This window comes from Pelagicoccus sp. SDUM812003, from assembly GCF_031127815.1.
Lineage (GTDB): Bacteria > Verrucomicrobiota > Verrucomicrobiia > Opitutales > Opitutaceae > Pelagicoccus.
The window spans coordinates 103346-125270 of record NZ_JARXHY010000013.1 but is presented as its reverse complement, the minus strand read 5'-3'; the positions used below and the strand labels follow the sequence as shown (position 1 = coordinate 125270).

Below are 21925 nucleotides of genomic sequence, written 5' to 3'. Positions count from 1 at the left end.
ATTATGCCTATCACCGTTTCACAATCCGAAAACGTCACCACTCTCGTCTTCGCCGAACGCTGCGCCATGGACGACGTGGCGCACGCCCTGCCGCAGCTGAAAGCAGCCCTTCAAGACTGCACCGACCTACGCTTCGACACCGCGGAGGCCCAAAGCGTCGACACCGCGGTCGTGCAGTTCGCCCTATCGGCCGCCCAATCCGCCTCCACATTTCACAGTCACGACGATCCATTTTTCAACGACGCGCTCAAGCGTTGGGGAATACCAGCCCTTACAAAACCATAACCGAAAAACAACTACAATGTCTCGTAAAGCGATCACCATAGACGACTCAGCTAGCATGCGCCAGATGGTGCGGCTCACCCTGAAGCAATGCGGGTTTGAAGTGCTAGAAGCGGAGAACGGACAATCAGCGCTCAACCAGCTGAAGTCCACGCAAGTGGATCTCGTCATCTGCGACGTGAACATGCCGATCATGAACGGCATCGAAACGACGCGTCAGCTGCGGGCCATGCCAAACTACCGCCGCACGCCTATCGTTCTGCTGACCACCGAGTCGGAGGAGAGCAAGAAGATGGCCGGACGCCAAGCAGGCGCCACCGGCTGGATCATCAAGCCATTCCAACCGGCCCAGCTGCAGAAGGTCGTGCAACGCGTGTTGCCCAACTGAAGCGGCAGTTGACCGGTCAGAGCCGAAACCGTCAACCTCATCACTTCCCCAGAATATGGATACAGACGCCATCATGCGCGAGATGCAGGCTTCGTTTCGCATCGAAGCCGAGGAGCTCGTGACGGATCTCGAAGAGAGCCTGCTCCAACTCGAGTCCGACGAAGGCAACTCGGAACTGATCGATCGGGTCTTCCGCAGTTTGCACACGCTCAAGGGTTCTGGCTCCAGCGCTGGCTTTCTCAAGCTGGCAGCCTTCCTCCACGTTTTTGAGGACGCGTTCAATCTCGCTCGCGAAGGCAAGCTCCAGGTTTCGCACGCGTTGATCGAACTCTCGCTCAAAACGGTCGACCAAATAACGGCTTTCGTATCCGAAGAGCCATCCGATGCCTTCGATAAAGCCGCGGTCGAAGACGACCCGATCTTGAGGGAGCTTCGCCGCCTGCTGCCCGCTCAGCAAGCGTCCACCACCAGAGGGACGCCTTCCGAAGCAGATTCTCCTGCCAGGGAAATCGGAATCTATTCCATCACCTTCTGCCCTCACGAATCCTTCATGGAGTTCGGAAACGACCCGGTAAGCGTGCTTGACGAACTCAGGGAGATCGGTCACGCGAGCTTCTCCACGCGCTGCGCTATCCCAAATCTGGATACATTCGACCACGAGAAGACCTACCTGTCCTGGCAGATCGAGCTCGTGAGCGAAGCATCCGAAGAGGACGTGCGTGAAGTGTTTTCCTTCGTCGAAATGGATGCCGACATTTCGATCGAACGCGACACCCGCCTGATGGACGAAGAATCGAACGCCCCGGGTCTTTTCGATGCGAACACGCTCGAGGATTTCGAAGGCGAAAGCCAGGAGCTGCTCGACACGATCAACGAAGCGATCCGCGCCTGCCGCGACAGCTTCGACACGGAGGAGCCCTGGACCCGCATCGAGCGCGCCCTGCACTCCTTCAAGGGGAACGCCGGCATTCTGCTCAGTTCGGCAGGCCAAACGACGAGGGAATCCCACCCTCTGCGCCGCATCAACGCTTTGGCGCGAGCGGGCGAGCGATACGCCCACCAAACGCTTTGCCAGGGTGAGCTTCAGACGGCTCCGGAACGCGTCGCGACCATGCAAGCCCTCGCCCGAACGATCCGCGAACTCTATCGATCCTTCATCCTTCGCTATCAGCCCGCAGAGACGCAGCCCGATCTTTTGTCGGCCCTCGGACTTCCTCCAGCCGAGCTCGCCGACGCTCCGATCACCCGCGCCGTCGAAAATCGGCCCCCACAGGAAGAGGCGTTTCACAATATCTTTGAACAGAGCATCGCCATGCTCGCCGACTGCAAGTCGCGCCTCTCCCAGGAGACTCTGTCGAATGAGCTTCCGATCATAAAGCGAGGCGTCGCCAATATTCTCAGAGCCTCGAAAGCCGTGGACCAATCCGAAGTCGCCGAAGTTTGCGCGGTCTTCGCGAACGAGTGCGACTCCGTATCCAAAAACGCTGACATGCTGTCGTCCCTCATCGAAGGGACTTTGGAAAAGCTGGATTCGGCAGCCCGTTCCAACAGGGAACAATCAGGTCAGACCAATGCCACTCCGCGGTCCGCAAGCGAAACCGCCGCCAACTCGAACGCGACTGCAGATCAAAAGGGCAAGTCATCGCTCAGAGTCGACGAAGACAAGATCGATCGACTAATGAGAGCGGTTGGAGAGCTGCTCGTCGCTCGCGGAGCCTTCCCCCTCATCGCCAAATCCGTGCTCGACGACCATGGCCTCACCTCCGTGGCTCAGGAGCTGCGCGAAGCCGGGGGAAACGTTTCCCGATTGGCCGACGAGCTGCAAAGCGCCGTGATGTCCATTCGCATGCGATCGCTGAGGGGCCTTTTCCAACGCTTTCCTCGCATGGTTCGCGACGTATCCAAATCGTTGGGAAAGGAAATCGCATTCGTAGTCAAGGGCGAGGAGACGGAACTCGACAAGTCTATGGTGGAACAGCTCGGCGACCCCCTCGTTCACATCTTGAGAAACGCCCTCGATCATGGCATCGAGACCGCGGAGGAACGCTCCCGAACCAGCAAGCCACCGGTGGCCACCATCTCCCTCTCCGCAGCGACCGAGGGCAGCGCCGTAGCAATCAGGATTCGAGACGATGGCCGCGGCCTCGACCCTGAAAAGCTCAAGAAAAAGGCCATCGAAAAAGGCCTGATCAGCAGGGAGGAAGCCTCCATCATGCAGGACAACGCCGCCTACGAACTGATCATGCGGGCGGGCTTCTCCACCGCAGAGGCCATCACCGACCTCTCCGGTCGCGGCGTTGGCATGGATGTAGTTGCAAATAACATACGAAAGCTGCACGGAAGCATCGAGATCGACAGCGCCCTCGGCGTCGGCACCACCTTCACCCTTCGTCTTCCCACCAGCCTCCTGGTCTCCGAAGCGATTCTCCTGCGAAGCGGCGCCGAGGAATACCTGCTACCGACGGAAAATGTCGCCTCGCTGGAAAAAGTCTTCACTCGAAACATCCGCTCCCATGGAGGTTCCCGCATGACAAGCATTCGCAACGAAGTGGTCGATCTCGTGGATCTGCAAGAGCTGCTCGGAACGCCTCGCGAGCCGGACGAGATGCCCGCATTGCTCAACGTGGCGCTCGTGGACAGCCAAGAGGGAAAACTGGGCCTGATCGTCGACAAGTTCGTGGGTCAGGAGGAAATCGTCGTCAAACCGCTCTCCGGCGAACTTGCGAACGTGAAGCTCTTCTCCGGCGTGAGCATCATGGGCGACGGTCGCGTGGTGCCCGTTTTCAACGCCCACGAAGTGCGCAACTTCTACCTCAAGAAAGCCAGCGAAGCAGCCGAAGCAGCCCTTCGCTCCTGATGAAGCGGACCTCGATGCATCGATTGGAGGTTTAGGGAAATCGATGCGGCAAGGCCTGCCCCCTTCGGGAGAAACACCGAAACGGACTCGCTCGACGCCTCTACCCGCCTCGCTTCAAGGCATCGCTCGCCGCGATGGGCAGCTCTCCAACCGCATCTCCCTGCGCCAAGAGGCCGAGCCCGCCCGAGAAGCGGGACAAAAAAAAGGCTCCCCGCAAAGGGAGCCGATTTGATAAAAGCAAAGCGCGTCGAACGATCTACTTCTGCTCTTCGCCGATCTGGTAGCGCACGAAGCGGTTGATCTGCATGTTCTCGCCGAGCTTGGAGATCTTTTCGGTCAAAACGTCCTGAACGGTCTGGTCCGAGTTCTTCACGAAAGGCTGCTCCAGCAAGCAAACCGAAGCGTAGTACTTGTTGAGCTTGCCCTCGATGATCTTCTGGATGGCGGCGGGAGGCTTGCCCTCAGCTTGAGCGGTAGCGACTTCGCGCTCCTTCTCGATGAGCTCAGCAGGCACCTGCTCGCGGCTGACGCATACCGGGCTCGCCGCGGCGATGTGCAGGCAGAGGTCCTTGACAAAGGCCTTGAAGTCATCGGTCTTGGCCACGAAATCGGTCTCGCAGTTGACTTCGATCAATACGCCGACCTTGCCACCCAAGTGGATGTAGGACTCGATCAATCCTTCGGAAGTGGCGCGGCCAGCCTTCTTGCCAGCGGAAGCGATGCCCTTCTTGCGCAGGATCGTAGCTGCGACTTCCAGGTCGCCGTCGGCTTCAGTCAAAGCCTTCTTGCAGTCCATGAGACCAGCGCCGGTCTGGCCACGGAGTTCGCCTACTAGTTTAGCGGTGATTTGTACGCTCATTTCTTTTCGAAGTGGATGGATTTGAAACGGGGCTTCGATCAGCGCCCGCGAATTGGTTGAATAGAAATTCTAGTTGAGAAAACGAAGGCGGCGTTGACCTAGCAACGCCGCGTTCGTGACAAATGGGAAAAGGCTTAGCTGTCCGCCTTCTCGCTCGCTTCAGTCTCGGCCGGGGCCGCTTCCGCTGGAGCTGCAGCCGCTTCCGGAGCCGGAGCTTCAGGAGCTGCCTCCGTCGCAGGAGCCGCTTCCTCGCTGGCCGCAACCATCTCGGCGCCGGCAGCTGCCGCTTCGCCCTTGGCGCCGCCCTTAGCCATGCGAGAGGCGCGCTTGGCGCGACCAGCCTCGATCGCGTCCGCCACCGTCTCCATGATGATGCGGATAGACTTCACCGCGTCGTCGTTGCCAGGGATGGCGTAGTCGACGGTCGTCGGGTCGGAGTTGGTGTCCACGATCGCCGCTACAGGGATCTTGGTGCGACGCGCCTCGGCGACCGCGATGTCCTCGTAGTTGACGTCGACCACGAACATGGCCGCCGGAAGCTTCTCCATCTTCACGATGCCTTCGAAATTGCGGTGCATACGCGCCATCTCGCGGCGGATGGCCGAACCTTCCTTCTTTGGCAGCTTGGCCAAGCTGCCGTCCGCCTCCATCTTCTGATACTTCTTGTACTTGGAGATGGAGCTGGTGATGGTCTTCCAATTGGTCAGCGTGCCGCCCATCCAGCGATTCACGCAGAACGGCATGCCAGTGTTGGCCGCCGTTTCACGAATGATTTCCTGAGCCTGACGCTTGGTGCCCACGAGCAGGATCTCGCCGCCCTTGGAAACGACTTCCTCGATGAAATCGTAGGCCTTCTGCAAGCCCTCGTAGGTCTTGGCGAGGTCGATCACGGAGATGCCCTGGCGGTGATCGAAAACGAAAGCCTTGGACTTCGGGTTCCAGCGCTTCACCTGGTGGCCGAAGTGCACTCCAGCGTCGAGTAGATCAGTTAGTTCAATATTCATAATAAAAAAACACCCTTTCGCGAGGGCGAGGCGTCACGAATGCCGCCTTACATGCTAGTATTTGATGTTATCGGTTGATGGTTCTGTTTTGAGAAAAGCGAGAAAGGTACCCCCCGGCCCACTCATGGCAAGCGGGAATTTCCCCGTTTTCCTCACCTTTTTCAGAAAATTCATTGACACATGGTTTTGAATCTCACTTTGTACGCCTCCTCCGAGCACCAGAGCGGAGATTAACAGTTTAGCAACTGCAGATGCAGGGTGGAGCAGTCTGGTAGCTCGTCAGGCTCATAACCTGAAGGTCGCTGGTTCAAATCCAGCCCCTGCACCCAATGGAAGCCGATCTCGAAAGAGGTCGGCTTCCTCCATGTTCGGGTGGAGTTGAACCAGAGACCGGTTCCTCACGAGGGGAGCGAGATGCCTGACTATCGAGCCCCTGCTCCCTTTTAAGCCCGATATGCAAAGCGTTGGACCTGAGCTTTTTTTCGAGGCGAATTTGAACCAAAGGTGCGGCTCCACCCAAGGGCGTCGACGTGTCGCATCCTGCAAGTCCCAACGTTAGCCTCGTCCCTTCGATTCGCCCCAAGGGATCGCTCATCGGCGTTTGCCTTGCGGCACCACCATTGCCAGACAGTGCAGCGCCCCGCCTTGGAGGGCCATCGCGTCGGTTGGAATCCAATGAATCTTCGCGTTCGGGTACACGAGTCGGTAGGCTCGCTCAACTTGCATTTCCCACCCTCTAAACGCTGCGCTCGATTCTCCCTCCTGCGCCCGATAGCGCGGCAGAAGCGCGACGGTCGGGCCGTTCTCCACCTGGATCAACAGCGCATTCGCATAAGTCCGGTACACGGTGCTTCCCGCAACCCTGCTGTCGATCAGCGTATCCAGGTCTTCCTTTAGGTAATGCAAGGTCAGCCGGTTGAGGTCGCTTCGATTTGATAGTCGCGCCGGATGCCCGACCAGCGAAGCTAGGCGAGTATCCACTTTCTCCTTCACTTCCGCATGATCAGGACCTGGCTTTTCGACGTACCAATAGCTGTCGAAATCAACGTCCAACTCCTTGCAGACGAGCTGCAGCACTTGGGCGCTCAGGACCAGCATCGCTTCTTCCACCGACTCCTCCCAAATCGGAGGTGTTGGAATAGGGACGAGAGTGACGTCCGAGCAGCGCTCCCGCAAATAGGCGATGTTGGATTCGAGAGAACGAGTCGCCAGCGTCTCCAGCTGACGGGACGAGCGGCTGCCTCCCTTTCGCGTCTTCGGCGGTTCCGCGTACAATAGCACGTTCGGGCTGATGAACTTCAAGTTCATGTCGAGATGCTTCACGGCGTTTCCAGGCAGGGCCGACAGGACATGCATTTCCTTCGCCCCGAAATAATATCGAAAGGTTTCCGCTAGAGCAGATTCTCGGCCTCCGTTGGAGATCAAGGTGTCTTCCGAAATGAATACCCGATTTTTGCCATCAGTCAGAAAATCGCCTCCTTGCAGGTAGAGCTTTGGTCGCACGCAATCAACAGTGTATCCAAAGTATTGACGCAGCACGTTTGCCAATCGCAAGGGAGCCAGCTCAGCTCGTCTCCCGTTGGAGCGAAAGGCTTGAAACAGCAAAGCGTTTCTCGAGGGGCTATATCCCTCGAGCTCGTTTAGGGACGAAGCGAAAAGATCCATTTCGTCCTCTAGTCCTCGATACATGGAATCCACCAGAATAAGAGAGTCGTCGGCAGCCCTCGCGAATCCAGGTCCGTAGTCTCTTGTCCAATACGAGTTGCATCTCGAATCGAAGAAATGCGTATTTCCCCTCTTCGCCGCGGCATCGCTCACAAGTTCCTCCCTCAATCGAGGCCAACTCCACGCTGACTGGAAGTCGAGCCCGACCACGACCGGCAGATATTGCGAAACGACCTCGATGAACTCTCGATAGAAAGCCAGGACCTCGGGCTGCTTGCAGACGCTGGGAAGCGACAGATTTATCCAGACAAAGCTGGCCGCTTCCCATTCGCCCACCGGCCGCTCCGCCGCAAGCGGAGCTGTGGGTTCGGTCTGACGGTTGAACAATGGATAGGACTTAGCCCCTATCGAGGACGTCTCTACGCGCTCATCCCCGAACACGTCTCCGAGAGTCGACCTCGTTTGAGCGAGGAAGAAGACCAAGACCATCAAGCAGGTGCCGCGAAGCAGGAGCGCTCTGGCGCTTTTCACCTCCAGTGTAACCGCCCCGCGGCCGGTCCTTGCCAAGTGAATCATGAGCGCTCCCTCCCTCGAGGGAGAGCGAGCAATGCACGATGCAAGGTGCCTCCGCGAACGGTCAAGGGGTCGGCATCCACCCAATGGATCATCGCGTCGGGATAAGCGAGGCGATAGGCGCGCTCAACCTCCCTCTCCGTTTGCAGGATCAACCCTGCAGCATCGTCCTTCTGCGCAGCGTATCGGGGCAGCAGCACTACGGTTGGCCGTCCTTGAAGTCCCAATACAAACGAGCTGGTGTAGGAACGAAAAGGCGACCGATTCTGTCGCTCCTCTGCAACCAATCGCCATAGCGAACGTCCCAGCACCGCAGGAACGGTTTCCGCCAAATAATCGTCATCGCTAAACTGACCGAGATACCCGACCTTCTCCTTTAGGTAAGCATAGATCCTTTGATCGTACGCTAGTCGTTTCTCGTCGACAGCGGGCAGCGACCGATAGAGGTCGAAGTCGATTTGAGCATTTTGGCAAATCGCTTTGAGCAGACGAACCCGAACATGGTAAAGCAAGGGCTGATTCGAGACTTCCGCAATGGGCAATGTCGGGAGCTCCACCCGACGCAATCTCGGCTCGAACTTCTCTAGGTACTGCCAGTTGGATCGAAAAACGGCTTCCGCTCGCTCGCGTTCGAACGATGCCGCCGCTTGACTGAGGGGCGCTGAAAACTGAGGGCGCGTAACGAAAACATAACCGCCTCCCGCTAGCTTAACCTGGCTATCCAATCGTAGCGATCCCCACTCGCGCAATGTATCCAAAAGGTGAATCTCCTCCGCCCCAAAGTAGTCTCGCGTGAGTCCTTCGAACAAAGCGACCCGTCCCCCGTTTAGGAACGCGGCCTCCTCAGCGACGAAGAAGAGCCCCTCCCCATCCGTCTGCATTTCACTACCTGGAAGGACCAAAGGAGGCCGGGTCGTTTCGCTCGACAGACGAAAGCTCTGTCTCAGGATTTTCATGACAGCCAAGGGAGAAGTGTCGCTTTTCAAACGCTTTGTTCGAAACTGCAGACGCTTCTCCAGCTCGACGCCTATTCCCGGTCCGGTGAGATCGCCCGTTTGCTCGAAAGCGTCGATCTCCTCCCTCCAATCTCTATAAATCGTATCGACCAGAACCAGACGGTTCGAGGCGCTCATGCAAAAGATCGGGCCGTAGTCGCGTATCCAATACTCGTTTGTTTTAGAATCCGCTGTTTCGACGGGAAACCGATCCTTAGCATCAGAATTGGCGGGCCTCAGAGCGTCTTCCAAACGCAAGGCGAATCGGCTGTCCTCGCCATCGTATCCCACCACCACCGGCACGTAGCGCGTGAGCGCCTCCACGATCTGCCGGTAGCACGCCAGTAGATCAGGCGTTTCCAGCACCTCCTGCGGGGAGACGTTGATCATGACCGCCCCTGCCGGCTCCCAGTCCGCCAAAGCTCGAGAGCCTGCTATCGGCGCGGTCGGCTCGGTCAACCCGCCAAAACCTTCGCTGGCCAACGGTGGCGGGAGATCGGCTACCGATGCCGCGCCGAGCGTTGCAAGGGTACTAGCGTCGAAAACCCAAATCGATGTTATCCAAGCGATGCCGAGCCTCAGCGCCTGCCATTTCCCCCGCAAACGGTTTGTAGGTCCCACTCCCATTTCCCACTCCCTTTTTTTGATCGAGACAGCAATTTGATTTCGAACGAACTTGCAAGTGAATATCCACCAGCCGGCGAATCGAACCCGCTGCGAATCGCCCCTTACCCTCAAGGCCCATTGCCGACCCCATGCCACGCCGAGCGGCGAAACCGAACTCCGCTGCATTGACGAGACCTCATTGTTGGATCACCTTAAGGGCGTGATTGGAATCCGCCCCTTGTGTACCGCCGCCATCTTGCTCGCAGGTAGCGCCCGCCTTTTCGGCGTGGAGATCGAGGTCCAGTTTTCCATCCTCGAAAGCTCTCGAACAAACTCCATCGCCTATTCCACTGGGGATAGCTCTGAGCAGGACATTCGCCAAAGCGGGGTCATGGACGCGATACTGAGCTTCGACCCGGCGACGCAGCGTCCTGTTGCCATTCGTTTCACCGGCGGCTCGATCCACGAAACGCCTTGGACGCTGAAGAACACAGCGAAAATCAGCTTTGATGGCTTCGGCGTGAAACAGGTTTCGGTGGAGCAAAGCAGCTCCGGCCTTGAGCTCGAAGTAACCACTATCGGAGCGCCGCAATCGATCGATACGGACGGCAGGTTGCTGGATCTGTATCGCCTCCGGTCCTTTCCTCTTTCAGGCAGGCTCACCGCAAAACTCACCATCGACGGGCAAACCCAGACTCAGACGATCGACGTGGCGACCAATCCACCGGACTACGTGGAGCCGCCGTATAGCGCCGACATCCGTCTGCAGGTGGTGGAACTGCGAAACGTAGGCAGCACAAGCGACTACCAGATCACCTTCCACAGTTCGGTGAACAACAAGCTCACCGAGAAGATGCCAAACACGGACACGACTGTGACCAGATCCACGTCGGGATCCACCATCGCCACGGCCGAGTTCTCAGCTCCGAACGCGTTTGGGCAATGGCTATGGGACAATGGATACAGTCTTGACGACGACCGCGCCTCGAATCGAAACGGCGTGCCCTTAGCGGTCCTCTTCGCGTTCAATAGAGCCGCGGCCGATGCTCGTTCGCTACCCTGGAGTTTCTCCACCGAAAACGGATCCCTCATCCTAACCCTGCAACTCCCTGAAAGCGGGATCGCGAAGGCCCTAAGAGTCGAAAGGCGAGACGATCTGTCTACCGGAGTGTGGCAAGCGCTCACCGAGGCGGACTTCCTCGAGAACGATTCAAGCCTGGATAGTGGCGCTTCCGGAGCGAGACGCATTCAGTTTTCCGGGTCCGGCTCTCGGTTCTATCGTGTGGTACCAGACGACGAACGAATCTCGAACTAGCAAAAACCGATACCCATCGCTGCCGCTCGCTTGTACCGGCGGGCCGATGGAGAGCGTACCAAGCAAGCAGCATCGAAGTAGAGCTCTCTTTGTTATCCAATCTTGGATACGCTTCCACACGATAGGCTCAATAGCGTCTACGCTCCATTGACCGGCATGCGTCACGATCACTATTAGCGGCTCCTGCTTTCCGAAAACGATCGGCATCCGCGCGTCCGTCCCGCGTTGGACTCAGCCCTGTGCGCATGCACGACAACTCTTCGTCTCACAAGATCAACCACACACTTTTGTATTCTTTTTCTTTATACTCTCACAACAAGCCGCCCCACTTTTGTTCGTCCTCATGCGCTTAGCGAAACTTGAAGGCGGCTACAGTGACTTCGCCCATCACTGTAGTTACGCTCAACTTGAATGATTTTGAGCGCTCTCGCTACTGGGAATCTACAATGACATTCATAGCATAGGGCGTTTGCCCGGAGGAACGCTCAAGTCCATATGCCCTTCCTTGAAAAGGAATCAAGTCGAGGCTAAAGCAAGAATCCCGACGGGGGTTGGCACCGCAGTTGCTGAACAAGCATCTAACCACACGAACCTAACCCAGAGATCTCTTCGGTATTGAGATCTCGAATACTTAGCTATGAACAACCACCTAAGGACCCTCATCGGAGGGACTGCAACCCTCTGTGCCTTAATCGGGCTTAACGCGACAGCCGCTGAACTCGATGACACTCGCTCCACTTTTATCGAGTGGTCAAAAGTACAGTCGCAGATATCCAAGGAATCAACGGATTGGAAAAACGAAGAAGCTCTTCTAAACGACATGATCGACGCTTCGAAAGCGGAGCTTGAGTCCATCAGCAAGCGAATAGAGGAACTCGAAAACTCGTCAACAGAAGCGGATGAAAAACGGGCGGAGCTTTCCGAGAAGATCGAAGAGGCGAAAGCGACCGCTGCTCTACTAGAGGAGGCTGCAACGAGCTATGAAGGGGTTGCTCGCAGTGTGGTTCCCTTGCTTCCGGAGCCGCTCAAGATGGACATCCAGCCCCTCATCCAGCGTCTTCCCAAGGATGCAGAAGCCGCTAAGAAAGCGCCCCTTTCCCAACGGATTCAAACTGTAGTTGGAATTCTGACACAAGTTGAAAAATTCCATTCGCAGATCTCCATGGTATCGGAAATCAAGGAAGTCGAGCCGGGAGTATCGAAGGAGGTGAAGACGATCTATTTCGGTCTATCGGTCGCCTACTACGCCGACGCCAACGCGGAGAACGCTGGATATGGACATCCCACTCCAGAGGGGTGGACCTGGACCACCGTCGCGGGCGATGAGGCCATGAGTATCGCCGACGCCATCGCCATCCACTCCAACGACGCGCCGCCAGCGTTTGTCACTCTCCCAATCGAAATCCTTTAGCTCCCTTCCCTATTTATGATCACCTTCACCACCATTGGTCTAAGGCGCGTCCTCGCGGCGACGCTTGCTGCCTCGCTCCCCGCTTTCTCGTTTGGCCAGTCCGATCTCGGCGCCATATCCGGGAAAGCTGAAAAACGACTGGAAACCGCTATCCAGGAGCTCGCCGAACTCCGGGAATCCATCGCCGAAAAGAAGATCCCTCTAGCGACCGAGCTGAGAGAGATCGAGCAGATCGTCGAGGAAAAGCGCTCCGAACAACGGTCCCTTCAGCGGCAACGCGACAACTCCGGTTTGGAATTGAGTTCGCTGGAGACCCAACTCAGCGCTCGCGAGGACGAGATTTCCTACATTTCCAACCTTCTGCTCGACTACTCCAACCGGCTCAACGCCTCGATTCATCCAAGCGAGGTGCAGCTCTACGGGGACGATCTGCTCGAGATCCTGAACGCTAGCGAAAAGTCGGGAATCAGTCGCGACGACCTGATAGAAAAGCGCCTTTCGGCCATCGGAATGGGACTGGAACGCGTAAAAGACAATGCCGCCGGCCATTCCTTTGGCGGGAAAGCGATCCTTGCGGACGGTAGCTTCGTCGACGGGCAGTTCGCCTTCCTCGGCCCGATCGCCTTCTTCGCGTCCTCCGACGGCAAGTCCGCTGGGCTGGCGGAGCGTGGCTCCTCCTTGGAGCCGAGACTTCTGGTCTTCGACCCCGAAGCGACGCCGGCGATCGCGGAATTCGTGAAACAAGGCGAAGGGAGCGTGCCTCTGGATACCTCGGGCGGCCGAGCCACGGCGATTTCCGCAACCAAGGAATCGCTCATCGAGCACATCGGAAAAGGCGGGCTTTGGATGTATCCAATTCTTGGTTTCGCATTTCTGTCGCTCGCTATTGCAGCGTTCAAGTTCCTCGAGCTCAGCAAGTACAAGCTGCTTCCCAAGGAAGTGGTGTTCGAAGTGCTCTCGAAACTCTACAAGGGCGACAAGGCAGGAGCCGAGCGGGTAGCGAAGGAGAATGGTGGCGCCGAATCCAAAATGCTGGTCGTCGGAATCAAGAACAGCCACCTGCCGAAGGAACTGCTGGACGAAATCATGTTCGAAAACCTCCTCGAGGAAAAACCCAAGCTCGAGCGCGGGCTGTCCTTCATCAGCGTGACCGCGGCGGTGGCGCCCCTGCTAGGGCTGCTGGGCACGGTCACCGGCATGATCAACACCTTCAAACTGATCACGCTCTTCGGCACCGGCGATGCGAAGTCGCTCTCCTCTGGAATCTCGGAGGCCCTCATCACCACCGAGTTCGGACTGGTGGTAGCCATCCCTTCCCTGCTTCTCTCCGCCTTCCTGAGCCGCAAGGCGAACTCCATGATCGCAAAGATGGAGAAGACCTCCATCACCTTCGTGAACGGGATCGCCGCCCATGCCGCCCCTAACGTAGTGGAGTTCGAAAAACGCATGGCGGGAGGAGCAAAGGCATGATCGAATTCTTCAAAGAAGATGCGCTCGGCCTCTGGATCGAAGGCGGCTGGCTCATGGGTCCGCTCTTCATCCTGGGCATGTTGATCTACTACTCCGTATTCGAAATTTACTTTCGACTGCAGTCGAAGGACTACACCCGCGTGGGTCAAAACGAATGGCGGCACTGGATCGACCGGCCGCAGGAAGCGCGGGGCGACATCGGAAAGATCCTCAAGTTCGTGCTGGCGGACAAGAAGACGCCCGGCGCGGTACGGCTTAGGTTCCAAGAGGTGCGCGACACCTTGATCGAACGACTCAAGCGCCGCATCAAGTTCGTCACCATCATCGTCAGCTCTGCTCCCCTCACCGGCCTGCTCGGCACGGTAGGCGGCATGCTCACTACCTTTAGCGGGCTTTCCTCCAGCGAAGGCTCGAACACAGTGGGGCTGATCGCTGGCGGCATCTCCGAGGCTCTGATCACCACCGAAACAGGCCTCGTGCTCGCCATCCCGGCCCTTGTAATGATCTCTTCAATACGTCGAAAGCTCGACGCTCTCGAGCTCTTTCTCACCAAGCTGGAAACCTCCACCTTCCAACGCCTACTCGATCCAAAGCGCGGACACGCATAAACGAAACGAACATGCCAAGAGCCCGTACACTTTCCCAATCATCCTCCGGCAGCGACGAAATAAACATCTCGCCGCTCATCGACATGGTATTCATTTTGTTGATATTCTTCATCGTCACCACGGTTTTCGTGGAAGAGACCGGTGTGGAAGTCAGCAAACCGCAGGCGTCCTCCGCGGTCGACCTGGAAAAAAACAGCATCCTCGTCGCCATCACTTCAAATGGACAGGTCGTCTATGGAGGCCGCGACGTCGGCGTCGGCGGCATTCGCTCCACGGTGCAGCGACTGACCGCCGAGGAAGACATGCCGGTCATCATCCAAGCGGACCGCACCGTGCCCACCGATCTGCTGGTTCGCGTGATCGACGAAGCCAAACTGGGCGGAGCGAACTCCGTGAGCATCTCCACCGACGACATCAAATAAAGACCGATGATCGAACAAGCTGACTACGAAACTCCACGCTTCGAGGAGGAGGAGTCGTCGGGTGGACCCAAGACTGTTATCGCGATGGTCATCTGCGCCGCGGGGGTCTTCCTGATCCTCCCATTCACCCAGTACATCAGCGGGGGCGGAGATGACAAAAGCGATGTGGTCACGGTGGACGTGGCGCTTCCGCCGCCTCCGCCGCCTCCGCCGGAACCGCCGCCGCCCGAAAACGAAAAGGTCGAAGAGCCTCCGCCGGAAATGCAGCGCAATGTCCAGCAACTGTCGCTCAGCCAGATGGACCTCGCGCTCAACCCCGGATTCGGCGATGCCATGGCAGGCGCCTTCGCCTTCGAGGGCTTCGGGGTCGAACCGGACACAGTGGGCGATCTGCAAATCTTCGACGTGTCCGACCTGGACCAGCCGCCCAGACGCGTGAAGACGGTTCTGCCCGTGTATCCGGCCGAGCTGCGCCGCATGCGAATCAATGGCATGGTCTCTCTCATCCTCATCATCGACACCAACGGTACCGCTACAGTGGAAAAGGTCGTCAGCTCGACTGCTCGCGAATTCACCCAGCCCGCCATCGACGCCATCGAACAATGCCTTTTCGAAACGCCAACCAAAAACGGTGAGCCCGTGCGTGCCCGTTACAAAATCGATGTTCCCTTCCGTATCCAATAAGCTGATCAAAGTCCGAATCACCATGAACAAACTTCTTTCCAAACTAGTGGCCGCCGGCCTGTTTTCCTTCGCTCTCAACGCCCAATCAGCCGTCTACGAGCTGGAAGAAATCAGCTGGGACAATCCCAGCTTCGTCAAAGCCTTCACCGGTTCATACGCCTTCGACACCGAGAAGACCCCGAGCATCAACAGCGAGGAGAAAGCCCTGTTCGAAACGCTCACTCCCTTGATCGCGAACAACCCGCAGGAGGCCATCGCCACCCTCACAACCGCCATCACTCCAGAATCCAGCGGAGCGCTCGACTACACCTTGGCGAACCTGCACTTCCAGGCCGGCAACACCGCGGAAGCGATCAGCGCCTACAAGGCGGCGCTCGACAAGTTTCCCGGATTCGCTCGGGCCTACAAGAACCTCGGCATTCTCTACGTGCAATCGGGAGACTTCGAAAACGCCCTCTCGGCCCTGCTCAAAACGGCCTCGCTCGGCACCATGGATGGTTCCCTGCTGGGGTTGATCGGTTTCGTTTATCTGAACACGGGCGAAACGGCCAGCGCCTTGGACGCCTACCGACTCGCCCTCATTTTCGAGCCTGACAGTCGCGACTGGAAACTCGGAAAAGCGCAATGTCTGATCAACATTGGCGAGAACAAGGAAGCGATCAGCCTGCTGGACGAACTCATCTCGGCCAACCCGAACGACACCAGCCTTCTCATGCTTCAAGCTAACGCCTTCATAGGCGAAGGCGAGGAAATGAAAGCCGCCGCGAACCTCCAGATCGTGAACGAGCTCGGCAAATCCACCGGCACCAGCCTCACGCTGCTGGGAGACATCTTCATCAATCGGGACGCCCCCGACCTCGCGGTCGACTACTACATCGCCTCCCTGAGCCTGGACGACCTGAGCAAGGACCGCCTCATGCGCACGATCCGCGCCTTGGCAATCCGACAAGCCTGGAGCGAGCTTGATCAGCTGATCGCCGCGACCCGGTCCGCTATCGGTGAGCGACTCAGCCCCGAGGAGGAAACCACCCTGCTCAACTACGAAGCTCAAGTCGCCATGGGCACGAACGACGACGATCGAGCCGCATCGATTCTGACCGAAGTCGTGAAGTCCGATCCCTTGAACGGACAGGCTCTGCTCCTTCTGGCCGACTACTACAGCAAGCAAAACGAGCGCGAAAAGGCGGTCCTCTACTACGAACGCGCTCAAGACGTGGAAGAGACTGAAGTGGAGGCCTTGATACAGCACGCTCGCATGCTGGTGCGCGAACGAGACTTCGCCGAGGCAGCGCGACTCCTAGGACGCGCCCAGTCGATCCAGCCTCAGAACAACGTGGAAGCGTTTCTCGTAAAGGTCGAATCCGCCGCGCGTAGTATGAGATAGCGGATACAAATCCCCATCCCCGCCCTCCTCTAAAAGCTCAACCTGAACCGGTCAGTTTCCTCATTCTTCAAACCGAGTCGTAGCGCCCGCGCGACGACCGTTTGGGCAGCGTTGCTATACCACTACAATGAAAGCCTTCCTCTCGCTAGCCTGCGTATTCACGCTTTCAGGGCAGCTTTCCATGGGCCAAGCGATAGAGGGGGCCGAGTCCCTACGAGACCGGAGCCGAATCTTGCAGAAAAAGAACCCAGTTTCTTCCGAAACCTCCGGTTTCTCCAGCTTCGATGGACTCACCTCCAACGGCGATGCGGAAGGCGTCTCCCAGTTCGGCTACCTCTGGGCCACTTCGATTTCGTCGTCGCCATCCGGCTCTATCAACCTGCTCTCCCGCTACAACGCCATGACTGAGAATTTTGGATACGGCGCTCGAGCTCGGTACGAGCACCCCTTCGACGAAAACGGCAGGTACGGCATCTCCATCGACATCGGTACGAATCGCTTCGACCGCCGCTTCGACTCGCTGCAGTATCTTTGGGATGAGGAACCGGACAGTTCGGTGGGCCTCACCCTGCCCAATACAGCTCGCTTCGACGTACGCACCCTGGAAACGGAATCGAAACACGCTCGCCTGTTCGGACAAGCGACTTTTGGAAAGACGCGCGTCTACGCAGTGGGCAGCCATAGCGTGATCGACGACATGGACGAGCGCCTTCGTCTTGAGTACAAGACCAGCGGAGACACGAGTAGCGACGACTCGCTCGTAACATTTCAGAAGAACCGCAAGCGAAACAGCCTGCGCAGAAGCCCGGATCAACGGACCGAAAACGTCTATGGCGTGGGCGCTGAGCTCGCCCTAGAAAACACTCAGTTTCGGGCGGGAGCCGTGACCCGTTCCTGGAAACGTCTCAGACCTGGTACCTACACCGTTCAATTCGAGGACGGCATTCGCGATCAGCTCACCTTGGACTTGAGCGACCCTACCCGCCCTGTAGCGGTCGAGCCTCTGGTTCAGGAGAATCTTTCCACTTTCGAATTTCTTGAAATCCGCTTCGAAGACAAAACCACCCACGACAGCGATGACATCGTCTACTTCGACACGGACATCACGGGTACGACTCCAAACTTCAACTACAAGATCTCCACCGGAGCCCTCTATCGAGAGAAGAATAGAGACAACTTCGAACTCCGCCGAAACTACGACGGCTACGAAGGCGTTTACGGAATGGAAACGACGCTCAACGACCAGCCTGTCGGCGACTTTCTAGAGGGCGACTACACTCTGGGCTATTTCCCCGCAGAACGCCCGGTCCTCGAGCACTTCGAGACTCACCTCGACGGATACCTCTACAACGCAAGTTCCTCAGAACAGGATTCGCTTTCGCAAAACTACGATTCCTACGAGCGCGTTTTGGGCGGCTACCTAAACGCGCTATTCGAGTTCGGAGAGTGGAGCCTTTCGACCGGAGCGCGCTACGAGGACACCAAAATCGAGACCTTTGGGTACGAGGTGATCGCAAACGTAGACGACTCGATAGAAGTGTCGCCTGAATACGGATCGCAAACCTATCAAAACGGCTTCCCGACTCTTTCGATCGCTTATCGGAAATCCGAAAGCTCTTTGTTTCAGTTCAGTTGGCAAACCACCATCGCTCGTCCCGACTATTACGACCTGATCCCCTACCAGATCATCGCCCGCAGCAGCGAAGTCGTCAGATCGGGCAACCCGAACCTACGTCCTACTTTGCTGGATACGGCGACGCTCTCTTGGGCTAAGCAGCTCGGCGACGACTCATCGCTCACACTCGGCATCTCATCGGTAGATATTCAAGACTTCATCTACTCCACCGAAGAGACCATTGTCGACGGGACCTACGAGGGATTCAAATTTCGATCTAAATTCAACGGCTCCTCCGCTCGCATCCACGGCATCGATTTCTCGCTCTCTCGCGTATTCGAACCATCGATACTGAAAGGCAAGGGCATCACAGCGCGCGTGCTTCACCAATACAAGGAATCCACCGCCGACACCGACAACGTCGCCTTTTCGGAAACGCCTCTTCCCATGGTCGCGCGAAACAAATCGCGCCTATCCATCGAGCAAACCATAGGTCGACTGTACTGGCTGCTGCAAATGGACTACACCGACCAGGCCCTCGATCAGTTCGGACCAAGTTTGAGCACCTTCGAATACCTTGATCAAAGGTTAACCACCAACGCCCGAATCGTGTATAAAATCGATCAAAGTTGGGTGGCTCGCTTCGATTTCCTGAATATCGGCAACGCTCCCCTCGACGAATCCATCGGACGTCTAAATCGAATGGGAAAAACGACTATCGATTCCTGGCAATGCCGGGTCGATATCGGCCGAAAATGGTAGAATTATAAACAAATGAAACCGCTCCTTGTAATTTCATTCAATTTCCTAACCCGCCCTTCGACTAATATTCAACTGGGGTGAGGAATGGGCAGTTGGTATACCAACTGCTCTCGATATCGTAACCACACGAACACAAAAACAGATATGAACGAATACCAACACCCAATCCTCGGGAGTACGGTAGGTCGACTGGTTAAGCTGTCAAGCTTGGCTTTGCTAGCAACGTCTTCCACTGTATATCTTTACTCCCAAACCCTGTCGGACGATGTAGAGGGATCTCTGGAGGATCTCGTCACCTATGGCGGCGAAGACCCGAACTTCGTCCTGCCCAACCAGCCGATTGAGGGCGTGCTCGGATTCTCGAAATCCATTCTTGAAACGCCGCGCTCCGCCACCGTCGTCAGCTCCGAGATGATCTCGGACTTGTCCATCAGCGAAGTCTCCGACCTTTCCCGTATCGCTCCTAGCACCAACACCGTAACCCGTTGGGGTGTACAGGGTAACATCGATATCCGAGCCATGACTGCGGATACCTACTTCCGCGGTATGAAGCGCATCGAGCCTCAGGGCAACTCGCGTACCGTCCTTGGCGCCAACGACCAGATAGAAGTGGTGAGAGGCCCGGCGCCCGCCTACTTCGGTTCGGGCAAGATTGGTGGATACACCAACATGACCCCAAAATCAGGACGTTCACGCCAAGGAGCCTATCTTGAGGACGACGAAGGCTTCGTACAGATGATATTTGGCTCCTATAGCAAACAGGAAGTATCACTTGGCATGGGCGGCCCTATCAACTTTACAGGCAATTCGGATCGCCGGGGTGGTTATTATATATACGCCCTGAGCGAGGACTCTGATTCATACTATAAAAATATTCCGATCGGTCAGAAAATTCTGCAAGGAGCTATATCACAGGAACTCACTGACAAGTGGCGTGTGGAAGCAGGCTTCAACTTGCAGGAAACGCGATCCGCTGGCGGCTTTCTAACGCGTCTGACGCAAGACCTGATCGACAACGGCGACTACTGGGGAGGCACCTTCCTCGTCGATCTCGACTTGGACAACAGTGGCAAGATCGGACACATGGAAATGGAGCAGGCATCGCCGGTGATCATCGGCAACACCTCCTCCTCCGGAAACAATGCGCTGCGTCAGCGCTTCGACTCGCGCTACCAGGACGCCCTTGCTGGCCCGGTCCCCACAGTGGCGAATGAAAACAGCGCTTTGGACGCCTTGCAGACCATGAGACCCGAGTTCGCCGCTCTGCTCAGCGACGACAACATGAAGCTGCTCAACGTACTGCCTCAAGGCTTCGTCATGGACCCGGACACCGTCGAGCTCACCAAGATCGACTACAGCCACGTCTCCTTAGAGAAGGAGCTCCTCGCGAAGCTCGGCCTCTTCTACCTCGACTTCGTAAACGACGGCGGAGATGTGAAGATGAAGAACCAGATTCTCTTCGACACTCAGGACCAGTTCAAGGATTCCGAATTGCCCTTCTACCAGAAGCAGGACATCTGGGTCGTGGAGGACAAGTTCTCAGTCGAAACCGAGCTCATAAACTCGGAACGCTTCACCGTGAATTCCATCTCCGCTGTCAGCTTTCGCCACACCAACGCCCAGCGGCATAGCAACTCCGGCGACTACGACAACCGTCCAAACCTGGCCCTGCCTCAGAACGAACGCACGCCAAAGGACCTCTTCATCACTCCTCGGGAAAATTCGGACTACTACAATGGCGGCGCGCCCTACACGAACTGGCGTCATAGCAAGTACGACGAATTCGGGCTCGGCTCCATGTTGGATATCGCAATCGGCGACAAGACCAACATCATCCTTGGCGCTCGCTACGATACGATCTCAATGGAGACTACCGACTACGCGGATCTCGTTTCCGAAGGCGGCGAAGGCATCTACATCTTCGGATCCGGAGCAGACGGCGTTGATCCTCGCTTCCGCACCGCTGACAATACGCAGACCGGTAGCGACGACGGATTCTCCTACACTGGCAGCTTCTTCTACCGCCTCCCCGCGAACCTGAATGTCTACTACACCTACGGCATTCAAACCGCCCTCGCGGACAGCTCCGACCTGACGCTGCCACGAAACCTCGTGGAAGGCGGTCCCTACGCGGAAGCTAAGATCGAGGAAGTCGGCATCAAGGGCTCGCACTTGGATGGCAAGCTCTACTGGGCCCTCGCTGGATACAAGCAGTCACGCAACACGGTGAACGAAGATCCCAACGGCAACCCGCTGCTCGGAAGTCTCGGCCTTCTCTCCGGCGAAGGCATCGAGCTGGAAGTGCGTTGGGTGCCGAGCGAGAAGTTCTACCTCAGCGCCTTCAGCGTAACGCAGAAGACGGTCGATCTTTCCAACGATGGTGGCTGGCTCCGCCTGCACGGCGAAACCCATGGATTCGAGGATGTGCTTGATCCGGAGACGGGCGAAGTCATCTTCCCCGCTCAAGCCTTCACATGGGGCGGTCAAGCCGCTCATCGAGTTGAACCGGGCGAAAAGATCGAAATGCCTGCGTATCCAAATACCAGTCACGGTATCGCCATGGGATACAAAGCGCCTTACGGCCTCTCGTTGACCCTTAGCGGAAACTACATTTCCGAAGTGCAATCAGGCCGCTACGGGGTCATCATGCTGCCGGAAGCCACCACTGCTAATCTTGCCATCGGTTGGAAGAAAGAGAGCTTCTCCGCCAAGCTCGATATCTTCAACCTAACAGACGAGCTCTACTACACAGGACGAAGTGGTAGCACTTCGGGAGACGAGCTTATATCCGTGAAGCCTCCACGTCGCTGGCAGATCACGGTATCAAAGGAATTCTAATTACATAGGAAGTTAGAATAGTAGACTAGACATCCTTGCAGAGCGGGGACGCCCGCTCTGCTTGGAGTCTACCCCAAGCCCACCACCGCCGCAGCGGTTTCCCCTATCCATTTCCTGCCCGCCACGGGCCTAGGCGTAGCCGAGCTATGCCTACATGCACCCGGATTTCGAAGCTCTCACGACTTCG

16 protein-coding genes and 1 tRNA gene are annotated in these 21925 nt (G+C 57.1%); 13 read left to right on the top strand and 4 right to left on the bottom strand.

Annotated elements, in window-relative coordinates; translation table 11 throughout:
- Positions 1 to 3: 3 nt before the first annotated feature.
- The 3 genes from QEH54_RS16885 to QEH54_RS16875 are packed head-to-tail and all read left to right on the top strand — an operon-like array spanning position 4 to position 3527.
- Positions 4 to 285, top strand: a complete 282-nt coding sequence (locus QEH54_RS16885) for a hypothetical protein (RefSeq protein WP_309019886.1) — start codon at positions 4 to 6, stop codon at positions 283 to 285.
- Positions 286 to 301: 16 nt separating this feature from the next.
- Positions 302 to 670 carry a response regulator gene (locus tag QEH54_RS16880; RefSeq protein WP_309019885.1) on the top strand — a complete coding sequence of 123 codons (369 nt, stop codon included), beginning with the start codon at positions 302 to 304 and terminating at the stop codon, positions 668 to 670.
- Positions 671 to 725: 55 nt separating this feature from the next.
- Entirely contained in the window at positions 726 to 3527 is a 2802-nt protein-coding gene (locus QEH54_RS16875; RefSeq protein ID WP_309019884.1) for a chemotaxis protein CheA, read from the top strand.
- 256 nt (positions 3528 to 3783) lie between these two features.
- Here QEH54_RS16875 and tsf read toward each other — a convergent pair whose 3' ends face one another.
- Both tsf and rpsB read right to left on the bottom strand, forming a co-directional pair.
- A complete protein-coding gene (gene tsf / locus QEH54_RS16870) occupies positions 3784 to 4386 on the bottom strand; it encodes a translation elongation factor Ts (protein ID WP_309019883.1) in 603 nt (200 codons plus the stop codon).
- A 134-nt stretch (positions 4387 to 4520) separates the two neighbouring features.
- A complete protein-coding gene (gene rpsB, locus QEH54_RS16865; protein WP_309019882.1) occupies positions 4521 to 5390 on the bottom strand; it encodes a 30S ribosomal protein S2 in 870 nt (289 codons plus the stop codon).
- A gap of 252 nt (positions 5391 to 5642) precedes the next feature.
- Between rpsB and QEH54_RS16860 the strand changes: the two genes are divergently transcribed.
- Positions 5643 to 5719: transfer RNA gene (locus QEH54_RS16860), tRNA-Met, on the top strand.
- A 262-nt stretch (positions 5720 to 5981) separates the two neighbouring features.
- Here QEH54_RS16860 and QEH54_RS16855 read toward each other — a convergent pair.
- Entirely contained in the window at positions 5982 to 7631 is a 1650-nt protein-coding gene (locus QEH54_RS16855) for an agmatine deiminase family protein (RefSeq protein WP_309019881.1), read from the bottom strand.
- Positions 7628 to 9250, bottom strand: coding sequence for an agmatine deiminase family protein (locus QEH54_RS16850; protein WP_309019880.1), 1623 nt, complete (start codon positions 9248 to 9250; stop codon positions 7628 to 7630). Before QEH54_RS16850 ends, QEH54_RS16855 begins: the two co-directional genes overlap by 4 nt.
- Before the next feature lie 55 nt (positions 9251 to 9305).
- Between QEH54_RS16850 and QEH54_RS16845 the strand changes: the two genes are divergently transcribed.
- The 9 genes from QEH54_RS16845 (at position 9306) to QEH54_RS16805 (ending at position 21738) form a co-directional block, all read left to right on the top strand.
- Entirely contained in the window at positions 9306 to 10544 is a 1239-nt protein-coding gene (locus QEH54_RS16845; protein WP_309019879.1) for a hypothetical protein, read from the top strand.
- A 637-nt stretch (positions 10545 to 11181) separates the two neighbouring features.
- A complete protein-coding gene (locus tag QEH54_RS16840) occupies positions 11182 to 11955 on the top strand; it encodes a DUF3450 family protein (protein WP_309019878.1) in 774 nt (257 codons plus the stop codon).
- Between the two features lie 15 nt (positions 11956 to 11970).
- Entirely contained in the window at positions 11971 to 13425 is a 1455-nt protein-coding gene (locus QEH54_RS16835) for a MotA/TolQ/ExbB proton channel family protein (RefSeq protein WP_309019877.1), read from the top strand.
- Positions 13422 to 14033, top strand: coding sequence for a MotA/TolQ/ExbB proton channel family protein (locus QEH54_RS16830; protein WP_309019876.1), 612 nt, complete (start codon positions 13422 to 13424; stop codon positions 14031 to 14033). The genes QEH54_RS16835 and QEH54_RS16830 overlap by 4 nt, the downstream gene beginning before the upstream one ends.
- Positions 14034 to 14044: 11 nt before the next feature.
- A complete protein-coding gene (locus QEH54_RS16825; protein WP_309019875.1) occupies positions 14045 to 14455 on the top strand; it encodes a biopolymer transporter ExbD in 411 nt (136 codons plus the stop codon).
- Positions 14456 to 14461: 6 nt separating this feature from the next.
- Positions 14462 to 15139 carry an energy transducer TonB gene (locus QEH54_RS16820; RefSeq protein ID WP_309019874.1) on the top strand — a complete coding sequence of 226 codons (678 nt, stop codon included), beginning with the start codon at positions 14462 to 14464 and terminating at the stop codon, positions 15137 to 15139.
- Between the two features lie 22 nt (positions 15140 to 15161).
- Entirely contained in the window at positions 15162 to 16523 is a 1362-nt protein-coding gene (locus QEH54_RS16815; RefSeq protein WP_309019873.1) for a tetratricopeptide repeat protein, read from the top strand.
- A gap of 127 nt (positions 16524 to 16650) precedes the next feature.
- A complete protein-coding gene (locus QEH54_RS16810; RefSeq protein ID WP_309019872.1) occupies positions 16651 to 18900 on the top strand; it encodes an outer membrane beta-barrel protein in 2250 nt (749 codons plus the stop codon).
- A 144-nt stretch (positions 18901 to 19044) separates the two neighbouring features.
- A complete protein-coding gene (locus QEH54_RS16805) occupies positions 19045 to 21738 on the top strand; it encodes a TonB-dependent receptor plug domain-containing protein (RefSeq protein WP_309019871.1) in 2694 nt (897 codons plus the stop codon).
- Positions 21739 to 21925 lie beyond the last annotated feature (187 nt).